Genomic DNA, 13,161 nt, shown 5'->3' on the forward strand with positions numbered 1-13,161 from the left:
GACACCAGGGGACACGACTTCACCTGAGCGGCAACAACGTTCGAAGGGAGTGTGTGATGAACAACGACACCTGGGGGATCCCCAGCCACATCTTTCTCACCGGTTACATCGCAGCGGCCGCGGCCGTGCTGGCGTACGCGATCTATGTTCTCGCAACGCCGGGTCCGTCGGACCAGCTTCCGACGCGCCCACCTAGGCAGTTGACTCCCCCCGAGGTCGGAATGCTCGTCGGGGAAGGGCGCGCAGTGGCGGCAGCGTTGGGCATTCTGCGTGCCGGGGACTGGATCGGGCCGCGGCCCCGCCCGGACGCCGGCTCTCTCGATCCGTTCTCCCTCGCCTTGCTGCAGGCGGCGCGTTCCGGTGGCTACAAGCGCCTGCTGAAGCGAGTGCAGGGGCCGCTCGATCAGATGCGAGCGGACATGGTCGAACTGGGGTTGCTGGTCAGGGACTCGGATCGCCTGGCGAAAGCGGCCACCTTCCCGTTGACCGTGCTCGTTGTGATCGGCATGGTCCGGTTCGCGTTCGGAGTGTTCGCCGGAAAGCCGGTCGTATTCCTGTTCATCGTGATGTGGGTCCTGTGCATGGCAAACCTGCCGCTGCGGGCCTTCGCACGGTCTCGTCGACTCACGCCGGCGGGGAAAGTCGAACTCGCGAGAATGAAGAGCGATCACGCCTACCTCTCGCCGAAACAACGCCCCGCGTACAGCACCTACGGTGCGCCGATGGCCGGATTGTCGGCCGCACTGTTCGGTGTCGCAGCGCTGGAGCTGTTGGACCCTGGCCTGGCCAAGGCAGCGGACTTCTCCGGAGGAAGCGACAGCGGATTCTCCTTCGGAGGCGACGGTGGCGGGGGCGGCGACGGTGGCGGGGGCGGCGACGGTGGCGGGGGCGGCGGGGGATGTGGCGGCGGGGGGTGTGGGGGATGACGGGCAACGCCTTCGTGGCCTGCTACATCGTTGCTGCGATCGCGTCGATTCTGATCGGGCTGTACTTCGCCGCGACTCCGGGCAACCGCTCCTCGAGGCGTCCGGGGCGCACCCTCAGCCCAACCGAGGTCGGAATGCTCACCAGCGACGCCCACGCGATTGCCGCTGCTCTGGGAAGTCTGCGAGCCGACGGTCTGATCGGCGAGTTCGCTCGGCCCGGGCCCGATCCGTCCGACCGGTTCACCCGAGCGGTGTACTCGGTCGTCCGGCACGGCGACTACTCCCGCCTGAGATCTCGGCTTCGAGCCTCCCTGAAGCTCATGCGACAGGACCTGATCAAGCAGGGACTGCTGACGGGCGACGCCGATCGGGCGGTTCGGCGAGCCACAGCGGCACCGGCCGTCGTCACGGTGGTCGGAGCAGCACGTTTCGCGGTCAGCGTGCATAGCGGCGCACCCGAGAGTGCGATCGTCGCAGTAATGGTCGTCCTGGTTGCTGCCACGGTCGTGCTCAGAAGATTCGCTCGGACCCGTCGCTGTACCCCGACGGGCCGGGCGGAGTTGGCTCGGCTGAAAGAGGAGCTCGACTACCTCGCACCGCACATGCGACCCGCGTACACGACGTACGGGTCGACGATGGCGGGAATGGGAGCCGCGATCTACGGATTCCTGGTCATCGTGATGCTCGATGCGGATGTGGCCAACGCGGCCAATCTCAGCAGAGCCGGCAATCAGTTCTTCTCGCTCGGTGGGTTCGGCGGAGATTCGTCCGGTGGCGGATGCGGCAGCGACGGGTGTCGAGGGGGCGGCTGTGGCGGGGGCGGCTGCGGAGGTGGTGGTTGCGGCGGAGGCGGCTGCGGAGGTGGTGGGCAATGAGGGGCCTCGGCATCGGGTGGCGCCCCGAGATCGCCGGTGTGATCGCCGAGCTTCGCGGGCTGGGCTTCTGCGAAGTCATCGCGGAGTCCGTGAACCCGTCGGAGCCCCCGCCGCACCTGCTGGTACTGGGTATCCCGGTTGTGCCACATGGGATTTCGTTGTCGCTGGGTAGTGTCGGTCCGGTGGACGAGCGCCGCGTCACCCACCTGGCGGCGTGCGCGGAGGCGCTCGGTTCCCCAGTTGTGAGCGAACACATCGCCTTCGTGCGCGCCGACGGTATCGAAGCGGGTCACCTGTTGCCGATGCCGCGCACGAGGGAAGCTCTGGATGTGCTGTCGTCCAATATCATTGCAGCGCAGAAGTCGCTGCCGGTACCGCTTGCGGTGGAGAACGTGGCGTCCGTCGTCGACTGGGCAGACGCCGACTACACGGAGAGCGAGTTCCTCACCGAACTGGTGACACGTACCGGAGTGCATCTGGTTCTCGACATCGCGAACGTCTATGCCAACGCGCGCAACAAGAATCGTGACCCATGGGACGAGTTGCGGCGCATCCCGCGCGAGACGGTGGCCTACTGCCACGTGGCGGGTGGGTCCGAGCGCGACGGTTTCTATCACGACACGCACACCGACCCCGTTCCGGACGCAGTGCTCGAGTTGGTGCGAGCGCTGGCCGAGAACGGCCTACCCGCCCTGATGCTCGAACGGGACGGAAACTACCCGCCGGCGCACGAGTTGTACGACGAGTTGGACGCGATCGCCGACGCGGCACGATTGCCACGGGTCACGCCGTTCGACAGGACCCCGCGGTGAGCGGATTGGCCGAGCAACAGGCAGCACTGGTCCGCGCTCTCGTTGCGGGAGGGCCGATTCCGGCGGGCATCGACGCCACAGAAGTCGCGGTGGCGGCGCAGGCGTTGCGTCGGAAACGGGCGAGTGAGATCGGCCGGTACGACCCTCTCGTCGTGCACGCGTGCGGCGACCGGTTCCATGTTCTGTTCGACGAATGGGCGCGCGATCGCCCGAAGGTGTCCACCGCCGCGGACGCCGCTGCCTTCACCAGGCATCTACGCGACCGTGGAGTGCAGGTGCGGCCGAGTCGTCTGCGAACGTTCCTGCGGCGTCGACAGCGCAACATGCACGGACAGTAGATCTGTACCCATCGCGCGCACGTTCACGGCATTGATCGCTCGCAGTGGGTGCCATGCCGCGATCCTGCGCTGACGGGCCAGGGGGTCGTCGTCGGGACGAACGGTGGCGACCCCGTCGACCCACCGGTATCGCCACCCGACACGTAGACGCACACGCACTTCGCTGTCCTGCAGTATGTTTCGAACGTACCCGGCCGCCCATCCGTGTTCGGCGATGATCCAGAAGTCGTGGCCCGAGCGCCCGTTGCCGACAGGGGTCCGCCGCGGCTGCCCGGAGACGCGCCCTCGAGTTTCGAGGATCGCAAGACCCAACGGGTTGATGTTCAGCGCGAAGAGGAGTCGCACGACGGGGTTGACGAGCCAGCGCTGCACCGTGCGAACCAGGTGGATCTTTGCCCGTGGTGCGGCCGTGGTGAGAACGAACAGGCCGACGTAGAGCCCGCTTTGAACGATCGCGGGGGTCGGACCCGCGTCGATCCCCAGCACGAATGGCGCCCAGGCGACTCCGAGCATCACGAGAGTCGCGGCGGCCAATCCACGGGGAATTCTAATACGATCGTATGAATTGTTCATACGACTGTATGATCCTCGGTATGGCAGAGAAGTCAAGACCGGTGGATCGTCGCACCGCGATCTCCGATGCGATCCTCACGATCATCGCCGAACGCGGAATCGAGTTCGCCAGCGTCCGCGAGGTCGCTGCCCTGGCGGCGGTGTCGATCGGCACTGTCCAGCACTACTTTCCGACCAAGGAGGCAATGCTGGCCGACGCGTACACAATCGTGTTCGACCGCATTCGGGCGCGACTGAACGGAATCGAGTACGGGGACGACCTCCGCCGAAATGTGACCATGGTGATCGAGGAACTCCTCCCGCTCGACGATCGCCGCGCCGCCGAGATCCGGTTGCACGTCGCGTTCGCGGCCAAGGCTGCGACGTCACCGCCGTTGAGATCGATCGAAACGGAACTGCTGAAATCCGTTCACTCCGACTTGGCGGGTGCATTGGCGTCGATGTGGCCTTCGGGCACGGCTAGCGGTCGGCGCGCGGCGACGGCGCGTGCTGTCATCGCGTTCGCCGACGGTCTGGCTCTGCACGGAGTAAGTACGGACGGTCTGCTCACCCCGAGCGAATACACCGACACGGTGTCGGTGATGGTGAACGCGCTTCTAGCCGCTTGAGCGGGATACTCTGTCGACTTATGGCCGACCGTCCGTTCACCGTGGTGGATCTGTTCTCCGGTGGCGGCGGTATGAGCTACGGATTTCACGCGCACCCGTCGTTCGAGATCGTCGGTGCCGTCGACGCCCAACTGGGCAAGCCGAGCAGCCGCCGCGGATCGCTGGCGTGCAACACCACGTATGCGCTCAACATGGGCATGGAACCACTCGACATCGACTTGGCGACAGTCGAACCCGCCGAGCTGCTCGATCGGCTCGGCATCACCGGCGTCGACGTGTTGGCGGCATGTCCGCCCTGCACGGGTTTCAGCCGGACGAACAGTCGCAACCACCTCGTCGACGACGTGCGCAACGCGTTGGTACCGCGGGTGGCTGCGTTCGCTGAGGAACTCAGGCCGTCCGTCGTCGTGATGGAAAACGCGCGAGAGTTGTTGAGCGGTAACTTCCGTGAGCACTTCGACGCTCTCCACGCTGCTCTGAAGCGACTGGGTTACACCGTCGACGCGAGGGTTCGGCTTCTGACGACGTACGGCTTGCCTCAGGTGCGCGAACGTGCGCTGATCGTCGCCACCCGTGACGGTCTGATCCCGCGATCGCTCGACGATCTATGGGACGGGTACCGGATACCGCCGGACGTCACCACCGTCAAAAATGCTGTCGGACAGTACCGTTCGCAAGGTGCGGGTGAGACGGACCCGGCGGACTCCGCGCACGTGTCGCCGCGGTTCGTCTCGCAGACCAACCGCGAACGCATCGCTGCGATTCCACACGACGGTGGCTCGTGGCGCGATCTCCTTCGCGTCGCACCGAGCTACCTGACGCCGGCGATGGCCAGGCTCGTCGACCGGTCCATGCTGGGCAGTTTCCCCGACGTGTACGGCCGCATGGCATGGGACAAGCCGGCGCCGACCATCAAACGTGAATGCGGGCACGTGGGTAACGGCCGCTACGCCCACCCGGTGGACGACAGGCTGTGCAGCCTTCGAGAGATGGCCGTACTCAACGGGTTTCCCGGCGATTACCGCTTCGGCGGCGGTGGACTGGCGAATCGGTATCGGCACGTCGGCGACGCGGTTCCGCCGTTGATCAGCTATCAGATCGCCGCTGCCGCGGCGTGGTCGCTGACGGGAGTGCGACCGGACATGTCCGAGGTGGTTCTTCCGAACACGTCTCTGCGGGCGTCGGACATCCGTCGCGGGTGATTCAGGCTGCTCCGGAGTCGTCCACTCGCGGAGTCGAGACTTGGGACACGAACTCGCGTGCGATGTCTCGCAACTTACGGTTCTCGTTCTGCGATCGAGTCGCCAAGATGGCGAACGCGGCGTCGGCATCGACGCCATGCATCGCCATGAGAATTCCCTTGGCCTGCTCGATGGGCGCCCGGTGGGCCAAGGCGTCCCGCAGTCCACTCGACACCTCTTCCGCCGACCGAAGTCGCGCGTAATCACCCAGTGCACGCGAGACGACAGTGGTGAGGGCGTCGAGGATGGCCTCGTCGAGGTTGTCGAAAGCCTTCGGGGACACGCCGTACAGGTTGAACGAGCCGAGCTCGAGCGTGTCGGTGCGCAGGGGTGCTGCGAGGAACGAGCGAATGCCGTCCGTACGCGCGAGGCGGGCGAACTCGGGCCAGGCCTGCTGCGCGGCGTCGACGTCGACCCGCACGATCTCACCGGTGCGCGCCGCCTCCAGACACGGGCCGTCGCCGGCCTCGTACTGGTGGGCGTCGACAGCCAGGGTGCGCTTGTCGGTGTGCACGGCGCTGTAGGTGCGCCCACCGAGCGCGATGGTGACGCCGCAGCTCGACGCGCCGTCGATCGCCTCCTGCGCTATCTCCACCGTGCGCTCGAGAACAACGACGAGATGGTCGTCGTCCTCGACGCTGCCGCCGATAGCGGCCAGCACCGTTGCGATACGAGACGGCGTGAGCGTGGTTTCGGCTGCGTCGGTCACCACGGCGGCAGCGTTATCCACGTCGACCGTGGTGTCGGAGGCGGCCAGGACCGAGTCGTCGGTCGACGCCTGCGCCGGGGTGTTGTCCATGGCGCCCGAGTATGTCATGCACCGCGTCGAGGGGAGACGGCCGTTTGACCCGCTCATGATCGGGTACAGACCACCGAGGTGGTCGTGATGTCCGGACGTCACGGGTTGCCAGGGACATCGAGTGCAACAAACCGCCGATGACTCGGAGTGCCCCGTCGGTCACCTACGTGCCCGACGGGGTTCTTTCGTTCAGACCGTGAAGCAGACGTTCGAACTCGCCCCACGCGGCGTCCAGGGCGATGTCTCGGTTCGGCGAGCCGGCGACCCACAGTGCAGCTTCGTTCAGCGCTCCTGACAGCAGCGCGGTCAGCGCGGGGACCGACGTGGTCACGAGAAGTTGTTGTGAGACCAGTGATTCGAGAGCTTCTTCGAGATGCCGCCCCGACGCATCGGAGTCCTGTTGTCGCCACGTGTTCCAGCCGAGCGTCGTCGGCGCGTCCAGAAGCAGAATCTGTCGCGCGTCGTCGGCGAGAATGGCGATCAGGAAGGCGCGACAGCCGGCAGCGACGGCGTCCCACGGTTCGCGATTGTCGTCCGCCGCGTCGACTACCGCCTGAGCAACCCGGTTCGCCGTCGACTCTGCGACTGCAACGAACAGCCCCTTCTTGCTGACGAAGTGGTGATAGACGGCTCCTCGGGTGACGCCGGCCGCTACTGCGATCTCTTCCAGTCCCACGCCGGCAAACCCGTGGCGCGTGAACAAATCGGCCGACGTCGTAAGTATTCGCGCAGCCGTCCTGTCGCTCTCGTCTCTCGTTGCCCGTGGCACCGGCGACCCCTTTACATGCGGTGTGTACGTATATTATCTTCTCCTTTACATACACACTGTACGTAAAGGAGAACGACATGCAGAGCTTCTATTCGGTACTGATGACCGAGGATGTGGCGACGGTGAGCGCCTTCTACATTCGCCACCTCGGGTTCGAACCGACGTTCGAATCCGACTGGTACGTCTCCTTGCACCGCGACGGGCATGAACTCGCTGTGCTGGATTGCTCGCACGAGACGGTCCCGGCCGCACATCGAGGGCGAGTGAGCAATGGAATTCTGTTGAACCTCGAGGTGGACGACGTCGATGCGGAGTTCGAGCGGTTGGTCACCGCCAACGGACTGACGCTGGCGTTGCCGCTGCGAACCGAAGACTTCGGGCAGCGGCATTTCATCGTCGAGGCGCCGGACGGAGTGTTGATCGATGTGATCACACCCATCGAACCCGTTGGCGACTATGTAGCGCAGTTCGTCAATAGAATCGACGAATGACCTCCCTGATCGAACGCATTCTCGACATTGCCCCGATTTGGATCTATCTCACGGTCGGTTTGCTGGTCTTCGTCGAGGACGCAATTTTCGTCGGATTCGTCATCCCCGGTGAAACGGCGGCGGTGCTGGGCGGGGTCGCGGCCAGTCAGGGCAAGGTCGAGGTGTTCGCGATTGCCGCGATCGTCGTGGTCGCAGCCATTGTCGGCGACAGTTGCGGTTTCGAGATCGGCAAACATTTCGGCCCCCGACTGCTCGAAATGCGCATTCTGGACAAAAGGCGTGAAAAATTGACCGAGGCGCAGAACTTTCTCGCTCGGCGCGGCGGTTCCGCGGTATTCCTCGGCCGTTTCGTCGCATTCTTCCGAGCGGTCATGCCCGCTCTGGCGGGAATCTCTCGCATGCCCTACCCGAAGTTCCTGACCTGGAACGCGCTCGGCGGTCTGGTGTGGGGTGCCGGCTTCGTCACCCTGGGATTCGTGGCGGGCAACTCCTGGGAAGCGGTGGCGAAGACGGTCGGACGGGACGCGGCCCTGATCGTGGTCGCGATCGTCGTGGTCGCGCTCATCGTGTGGCGGGTGCGCAAGCATCGGTCGGAGAAGGCTGCGGCCTGAGGTTCTGCGCTTGTGCGGTCAGGTCGGAAAGCCGTCAGCGGGAGGCGGCTTTGTTCAGCGCCAGCACCGACAGCAGCTCGTAGGCAACATGCGCGGCGGCGATCCCCGTGATCTCGGCGTGGTCGTACGCGGGCGCGACCTCGACGATGTCGGCTCCCACGACGTTGAGTCCGACGAGACCGCGCAAGGTGTTCAGTAGTTCACGCGAAGTCATGCCGCCGGCCTCGGGCGTACCCGTACCGGGCGCATGTGCGGGGTCGAGTACGTCGATGTCCACCGACACGTAGACGGGTCCGCCGTCGAGCCGACGCCGCATTCGCTCGACGATGCTGCGCACTCCGTCGACCTCGAAGTCGTCGGAGCGGATGATCTGGAATCCGAGAATTTCGTCGTCCTCCAAGTCTTTCTTCCCGTAGAGCGGACCGCGAATACCTATGTGCTGTGACCGCTCGAGGTCGATCAGGCCCTCTTCGCTTGCCCGGCGGAAGGGCGTGCCGTGGGTGTACGGGGCGCCGAAGTAGGTGTCCCAGGTGTCGAGGTGCGCGTCGAAGTGCAGCACGGCGATGGGACCGTGATCGCGGTACAGGGACCGCAGGATCGGCAGCGCGATGGTGTGATCGCCGCCGAGCGTGAGGAGCGACGAGCCGTCCTTGCGGACGTCGGTCACCGCAGAGTCGATAGTGGTCAGCGCCTCGACGATGTCGAACGGGTTGACCCCGATGTCGCCGGCGTCGGCCACCTGATGAACCGCGAACGGGGAAACGTCGACGGCCTGGTTGTACGGACGCAGCAGCTTGGACGCGGCGCGGATGTGGCCGGGGCCGAACCGCGCTCCGGGGCGATAGCTCACGCCGGAATCGAACGGCACTCCGAGGATGGTGACGTCGGCGCGCGAGACTTCGTCCAGGCGGGGGAGACGGGCGAACGTCGACGGCTCGGTGTAGCGAGGAAACTTGGTGGCGTCGACGGGTCCGATCGGTTCGCTCATGGTCCTGATCCTGCCCGTGGATACAGTTCTGCGGGCGACCAGGGACGAAAATAGGGTCCAATTCATCCCTGACGGCCCACACATTCTCGAGGAGGTTGCGTGACCACGGTGAGCCTGTTCCAAGGTCCGGACAGTCCCGACGGCATCGTGGACGCCATCGACGCGGCAGCGCGTGCTGCCGCGGCGGCGGGTGCGCGAATCCTCGTGTGTCCCGAAATGTCGGCGACCGGATACAACATCGGACATCTCATCGTCGAGCGGGCAGAACCGGCGGACGGTCCCATCGCCGCAGCCATGGCGGACATCGCACGCGCGAACGACACTGCGATCGTCTACGGCTACCCCGAACTCGCCGACGGCGCCGTCTACAACAGTGTCCGCGTGATCGACCGCGACGGAACCGCCCTGCTGAACTACCGCAAGACGCACCTCTTCGGTGACCTCGACCGCGACCACTTCACCCCCGGCGACACGTTGGTGGCGCAGTTCGACCTGGACGGCATCCGTTGCGGAGTGCTGGTCTGTTACGACGTCGAGTTCCCCGAAGCTGTTCGCGCACACGCAGACTCGGGAACCGAGTGGCTGATCGTCCCCACCGGACTGATGACGCCCTACGACCTCGTGGCCACACAGGTGGTTCCGGCGCGGGCTTACGAGAGCCAGATGTTCGTGACGTACGTGAACCGGTGCGGCGTCGAGAACGGCCTCGAGTACGTCGGCCTCACCTGCGCCATCGCCCCCGACGGAACCGAACTGGCCCGAGCCGGTCGTGGTGAGCAGCTGCTGACGTTCGACCTGGACCCTGCCGTCGTGGCCAGCTCCCGCGGCGTCAACACTCATCTCGACGACCGTCGCCCCGATCTGTACGAGCAGGAGAGAACTCGATGACCGCCCCCGTCACCCCGGACAGCACGGCCACCGTTCAGGAAGAGCCGCCGCTGACCATGTTCGGGCCCGACTTCCCGTTCTCCTACGACGACTACGTGACGCACCCAGCCGGTCTCGGCTCGATCCCGCAGGAAATGTACGGCACCGAGGTCGCCGTCATCGGCGGCGGTCTGTCGGGCATGGTGTCGGCGTACGAGTTGCTCAAACTCGGTCTGAAGCCGGTCGTCTACGAGTCCGGTGAGATCGGTGGGCGGATGAAATCCGTTCCCTTCGACGGTTATCCGGATGTCGTGGCCGAGATGGGTGCCATGCGGTTCCCTCCGTCCTCGACGACGCTGTTCCATTACCTGGACCGCCTGGGCCTCGAGACGACTCCGTTTCCGAACCCGCTGGCCGAGGTCACACCCAGCACGGTGATCGACCTCAAGGGTGAGAGCCACTATGCGCGTCACCTCGACGACCTGCCAGGAGAGTTCGCGGAAGTCGCAGGGGCGTGGCAGCGCACGCTCGAGGAAAGCTCGGAGCTGATCCCGCTGCAGAAGGCAATTCGGGCGCGCGACGCAGCCGAGGTCAAGCGGATCTGGAACGACCTCGTGACCCGATTCGACGACACCACCTTCTACGGATTCCTGGCGACGTCGCCGCACTTCGCATCGTTCCGCCGCCGAGAGTTGTTCGGGCAGGTGGGTTTCGGCACCGGCGGGTGGGACACCGACTTTCCCAACTCCATCCTGGAAATCCTGCGTGTGGTCAGCACGGCCGCCGACGACCACCATCGCGGCATCGTCGGTGGTTCGCAGCAGTTACCGGTCGGATTGTGGTCGCACGCACCGAAGAACACGGTTCACTGGCCTGCGGGCACCTCCGTGGCGTCGCTGAACGGTGGATACACGCGCCCCGCCGTGACCGCACTGTCACGAACGTCCGACGGGTCCGTCTCGGTCACCGATTCCAGCGGAGTCACGACGACCTTCGCGTCGGCGATCTTCACGGCACAGAGTTGGATGCTGCTCAACAACATCGACTGCGACGACGACCTGTTCCCGATCGATCACTGGACCGCGATCGAACGCACCCACTACATGGGGTCGACCAAGGTGTTCGTTCTCGTCGACCGTCCGTTCTGGAAGGACACCGATCCCGCTACGGGCCGCGACGTCATGAGCATGACGCTGACCGACCGCCTCAGTCGCGGAACGTATCTGCTGGATCAGGGCGAGGGCAAGCCCGGTCTGATCTGCCTGTCCTACACCTGGTCCGACGATTCGCTCAAGCTGCTTCCGCTGAGCCCCGGTGAGCGGCGGAACCTGATGCTCAAATCACTCGAGGAGATCTACCCCGGGGTGGACATCCGCAGCCACGTGATCTCCGACCCGGTGACGCTGTCCTGGGAAACCGAACGCGACTTCATGGGTGCGTTCAAGGCCAATCTGCCCGGCCACTACCGCTACCAGGAACGTCTCTTCTCACACTTCCATCAAGCCGATCTCGAACCACGCCACCGCGGTATCTTCGTTGCAGGAGATGACATTTCGTGGACAGCGGGGTGGGCCGAGGGTGCCATTCAGACTGCGCTCAACGCCGTGTGGGGAGTGATGGACCATCTCGGCGGGGAGTCGAGTCCGGATAACCCCGGGCCGGGTGACGTGTTCGCGCAGATCGCGCCGATCAGGTTGGGAGACTACTGACCGCCTCCGTGCAAGGCGAGCAGCAGCTCCGCTCGCACCAGCGCGTTCGACAGGTCGCACTCCAATACCGTTTCCACCCGGCCGATTCGGCTGCGGAGGGTGTGCCGGTGGACGTTCAACGACGCTGCCGCGCTCTCCCACTGGCCGTTGGCCTCGAGATAGGCGCGCAGCGAGGGCACCAGGAACGACCCCTCCGTTCTGTCGTGCTCGTCGAGTACGGCGACCGTCGACGCGGCGATGGCGCGCAGCGCTCGGCGGACGGGTTCGGACAAGAGCAGCGTGGTTCCTTCGGCGGCACCGAACTCGGCGATCGGTGCGTGTGCGCTCGCCATGTCTACTGCCGACTTCGATTGCAGTGCAGCATCTTCGATGCCGTCGAGCGCATGGTTCCCACTGAGTCCGGCTCGCACCGTGCGGAGCTGATTGACCGGGAGGCTGCCCAGCCAGGTGTCGACGTCGGCTCGCGTGTCGGACCCGCGCAGCAACACCGAGGCGATCGACCCGTCGACCCGCGCCACGAGGGGGCGGGCGAGGTCACGCAAAGTGAGATCGAGATGGCGTCGCACCTTGTCGGCGTGTGGGGTGTCGATGATCAGGACCCGGAGTCGCCCGGAGTCGTCCATCGCGTCGTCGAGGTAACCGTCGGCCTGGCTCGGTCGGAGCACTCCGTCGAGCAGAAGGCCGAACGCCAACCCGCCCAGACGATTCTGACTGTCACGCAACCGAAGTGGTTTCTCGAGCTCCAGCGTCAACAACGACACCGCGTGGCCGAGAAGTACCCGTTCCACACCTTCGAGCGGACGGGGCGTGCTGACGGCCAGGACACCGTGCGCGGTGCCGGCGAGGTTGACCGGTTGCACCGTGAGTGACCGGCCGGGGGTGGCCACGTTCATCGAACCCGGCGCTCGCCCTTGCTGTTCGACGAGCGCGCGTGCTTCATCGACCAGAGCGGTGTCCGTCGGGGGATGCACGTTCGAGGTCCGACGTCCGACGAAGGCGACGCTGCCGCGAGTCGCCACCGCGAGCTCGCGCACGATCGCAGCGCTACCCCCGCGCAGAGCGGCACGGGTGATGCGCGTCTGGGTGTCGGCTGCGCGTCGGACCAGTTCGTACTGCTGCTCGGCCAGGCGTGACATCACTGCCTTGGTGACCGCGGCGAACGGCGTCGCGATCGGAACTTCGAGCACCGGAAGCCCTGTTTCGTCGGCCCGGGCCAGGAGCTCGGCGGGAATCTCCGGATGCGACAGACCGGTGCCGAACGCGATGCCGGACACCTTCGCGTCGACGAGTCGATCGACGTAGTCCGCCGCCGATCTGCGCAGGTCCAGGCCGGTGGTGAGTACCAGCTCACCGCCGGACAGCCACGGGCGCGGATCGAGCAGTTCCGTGGCCTGCGCGAACTGAATGGGGTTGTCGATTCCTGATCGCCCTGCGCGCAGGCCGAGGTCGAGATGCCGCTGCTGCAGCAACCAGGGGATACGCACGCTCATGGCGACAGCGTAGTTCCGGATTGGCCTGCGAAGGCGAGTTCGATAGACAAAACGGCAGGGCGCC

General features: G+C 65.5%; 15 protein-coding genes. 10 read left to right on the forward strand and 5 right to left on the reverse strand.

Annotated features, from left to right (window positions below; all coding sequences use genetic code 11):
* Nucleotides 1–56 precede the first annotated feature (56 nt).
* Genes IEW02_RS18905 through IEW02_RS18920 form a run of 4 tightly spaced genes read left to right on the forward strand, consistent with a single transcriptional unit; the run spans nucleotide 57 to nucleotide 2,951 of the window.
* Nucleotides 57–926, forward strand: a complete 870-nt coding sequence (locus tag IEW02_RS18905) for a TIGR04222 domain-containing membrane protein (protein ID WP_188546428.1) — start codon at nucleotides 57–59, stop codon at nucleotides 924–926.
* Complete coding sequence (locus IEW02_RS18910) at nucleotides 923–1,801, forward strand: TIGR04222 domain-containing membrane protein (protein WP_188546429.1); 879 nt, start codon at nucleotides 923–925, stop codon at nucleotides 1,799–1,801. The genes IEW02_RS18905 and IEW02_RS18910 overlap by 4 nt, the downstream gene beginning before the upstream one ends.
* Nucleotides 1,798–2,613 carry an MbnB/TglH/ChrH family RiPP precursor modification enzyme gene (locus tag IEW02_RS18915; RefSeq protein WP_188546430.1) on the forward strand — a complete coding sequence of 272 codons (816 nt, stop codon included), beginning with the start codon at nucleotides 1,798–1,800 and terminating at the stop codon, nucleotides 2,611–2,613. Before IEW02_RS18910 ends, IEW02_RS18915 begins: the two co-directional genes overlap by 4 nt.
* Nucleotides 2,610–2,951, forward strand: a complete 342-nt coding sequence (locus tag IEW02_RS18920; protein WP_188546431.1) for an SCO6045 C-terminal-like domain-containing protein — start codon at nucleotides 2,610–2,612, stop codon at nucleotides 2,949–2,951. The genes IEW02_RS18915 and IEW02_RS18920 overlap by 4 nt, the downstream gene beginning before the upstream one ends.
* On the opposite strand, the gene IEW02_RS18925 is transcribed toward IEW02_RS18920, so the two are convergent.
* The gene (locus IEW02_RS18925; RefSeq protein WP_229746160.1) at nucleotides 2,868–3,524 is read right to left on the reverse strand and encodes a nitroreductase/quinone reductase family protein; all 657 of its coding nucleotides are present in this window, start codon (nucleotides 3,522–3,524) and stop codon (nucleotides 2,868–2,870) included. The two genes, IEW02_RS18920 and IEW02_RS18925, sit on opposite strands and share 84 nt — an antisense overlap.
* A 20-nt stretch (nucleotides 3,525–3,544) precedes the next feature.
* Here IEW02_RS18925 and IEW02_RS18930 point away from each other — a divergent pair, with 20 nt between their 5' ends.
* Both IEW02_RS18930 and IEW02_RS18935 read left to right on the forward strand, forming a co-directional pair.
* A complete protein-coding gene (locus IEW02_RS18930) occupies nucleotides 3,545–4,132 on the forward strand; it encodes a TetR/AcrR family transcriptional regulator (RefSeq protein ID WP_188546432.1) in 588 nt (195 codons plus the stop codon).
* A 20-nt stretch (nucleotides 4,133–4,152) separates the two neighbouring features.
* Complete coding sequence (locus tag IEW02_RS18935) at nucleotides 4,153–5,334, forward strand: DNA cytosine methyltransferase (protein WP_188546433.1); 1,182 nt, start codon at nucleotides 4,153–4,155, stop codon at nucleotides 5,332–5,334.
* 1 nt (nucleotide 5,335) lies between these two features.
* Here the strand turns inward: IEW02_RS18935 and IEW02_RS18940 are convergent, their stop codons facing one another.
* The gene (locus tag IEW02_RS18940; RefSeq protein WP_188546434.1) at nucleotides 5,336–6,172 is read right to left on the reverse strand and encodes a GAF and ANTAR domain-containing protein; all 837 of its coding nucleotides are present in this window, start codon (nucleotides 6,170–6,172) and stop codon (nucleotides 5,336–5,338) included.
* 163 nt (nucleotides 6,173–6,335) lie between these two features.
* A complete protein-coding gene (locus IEW02_RS25370; protein WP_188546435.1) occupies nucleotides 6,336–6,941 on the reverse strand; it encodes a TetR/AcrR family transcriptional regulator in 606 nt (201 codons plus the stop codon).
* 77 nt (nucleotides 6,942–7,018) lie between these two features.
* On the opposite strand from IEW02_RS25370, the gene IEW02_RS18950 reads away from it, so the two are divergent.
* The gene (locus IEW02_RS18950) at nucleotides 7,019–7,432 is read left to right on the forward strand and encodes a VOC family protein (protein WP_188546436.1); all 414 of its coding nucleotides are present in this window, start codon (nucleotides 7,019–7,021) and stop codon (nucleotides 7,430–7,432) included.
* Nucleotides 7,429–8,043 carry a DedA family protein gene (locus IEW02_RS18955; protein WP_188546437.1) on the forward strand — a complete coding sequence of 205 codons (615 nt, stop codon included), beginning with the start codon at nucleotides 7,429–7,431 and terminating at the stop codon, nucleotides 8,041–8,043. Before IEW02_RS18950 ends, IEW02_RS18955 begins: the two co-directional genes overlap by 4 nt.
* A gap of 34 nt (nucleotides 8,044–8,077) precedes the next feature.
* On the opposite strand, the gene speB is transcribed toward IEW02_RS18955, so the two are convergent.
* Nucleotides 8,078–9,031 carry an agmatinase gene (gene speB, locus IEW02_RS18960; protein WP_188546438.1) on the reverse strand — a complete coding sequence of 318 codons (954 nt, stop codon included), beginning with the start codon at nucleotides 9,029–9,031 and terminating at the stop codon, nucleotides 8,078–8,080.
* A gap of 99 nt (nucleotides 9,032–9,130) precedes the next feature.
* Between speB and IEW02_RS18965 the strand changes: the two genes are divergently transcribed.
* Nucleotides 9,131–9,919, forward strand: coding sequence for a carbon-nitrogen hydrolase family protein (locus tag IEW02_RS18965; RefSeq protein ID WP_188546439.1), 789 nt, complete (start codon nucleotides 9,131–9,133; stop codon nucleotides 9,917–9,919).
* The gene (locus IEW02_RS18970) at nucleotides 9,916–11,607 is read left to right on the forward strand and encodes a flavin monoamine oxidase family protein (protein ID WP_188546440.1); all 1,692 of its coding nucleotides are present in this window, start codon (nucleotides 9,916–9,918) and stop codon (nucleotides 11,605–11,607) included. The genes IEW02_RS18965 and IEW02_RS18970 overlap by 4 nt, the downstream gene beginning before the upstream one ends.
* Here the strand turns inward: IEW02_RS18970 and IEW02_RS18975 are convergent.
* Entirely contained in the window at nucleotides 11,601–13,097 is a 1,497-nt protein-coding gene (locus tag IEW02_RS18975) for a PucR family transcriptional regulator (protein ID WP_188546441.1), read from the reverse strand. The genes IEW02_RS18970 and IEW02_RS18975 overlap by 7 nt on opposite strands.
* Between the last annotated feature and the right edge of the window lie 64 nt (nucleotides 13,098–13,161).

The sequence above is a fragment of the Rhodococcoides trifolii genome (assembly GCF_014635345.1).
In the GTDB taxonomy this organism is placed as follows: domain Bacteria; phylum Actinomycetota; class Actinomycetes; order Mycobacteriales; family Mycobacteriaceae; genus Rhodococcoides; species Rhodococcoides trifolii.

What these genes read in the sequence shown, in the direction of transcription:
- IEW02_RS18935 (WP_188546433.1), top strand. Translation starts at nt 4,153, where the DNA reads ATGGCCGACCGTCCGTTCACCGTGGTGGATCTGTTCTCCGGTGGCGGC.
- IEW02_RS18905 (WP_188546428.1), top strand. Translation starts at nt 57, where the DNA reads ATGAACAACGACACCTGGGGGATCCCCAGCCACATCTTTCTCACCGGT.
- IEW02_RS18925 (WP_229746160.1), bottom strand. Translation starts at nt 3,524, where the DNA reads ATGAACAATTCATACGATCGTATTAGAATTCCCCGTGGATTGGCCGCC.
- IEW02_RS18910 (WP_188546429.1), top strand. Translation starts at nt 923, where the DNA reads ATGACGGGCAACGCCTTCGTGGCCTGCTACATCGTTGCTGCGATCGCG.
- speB (WP_188546438.1), bottom strand. Translation starts at nt 9,031, where the DNA reads ATGAGCGAACCGATCGGACCCGTCGACGCCACCAAGTTTCCTCGCTAC.
- IEW02_RS18930 (WP_188546432.1), top strand. Translation starts at nt 3,545, where the DNA reads ATGGCAGAGAAGTCAAGACCGGTGGATCGTCGCACCGCGATCTCCGAT.
- IEW02_RS18970 (WP_188546440.1), top strand. Translation starts at nt 9,916, where the DNA reads ATGACCGCCCCCGTCACCCCGGACAGCACGGCCACCGTTCAGGAAGAG.
- IEW02_RS18955 (WP_188546437.1), top strand. Translation starts at nt 7,429, where the DNA reads ATGACCTCCCTGATCGAACGCATTCTCGACATTGCCCCGATTTGGATC.
- IEW02_RS18975 (WP_188546441.1), bottom strand. Translation starts at nt 13,097, where the DNA reads ATGAGCGTGCGTATCCCCTGGTTGCTGCAGCAGCGGCATCTCGACCTC.
- IEW02_RS18915 (WP_188546430.1), top strand. Translation starts at nt 1,798, where the DNA reads ATGAGGGGCCTCGGCATCGGGTGGCGCCCCGAGATCGCCGGTGTGATC.
- IEW02_RS18950 (WP_188546436.1), top strand. Translation starts at nt 7,019, where the DNA reads ATGCAGAGCTTCTATTCGGTACTGATGACCGAGGATGTGGCGACGGTG.
- IEW02_RS18940 (WP_188546434.1), bottom strand. Translation starts at nt 6,172, where the DNA reads ATGGACAACACCCCGGCGCAGGCGTCGACCGACGACTCGGTCCTGGCC.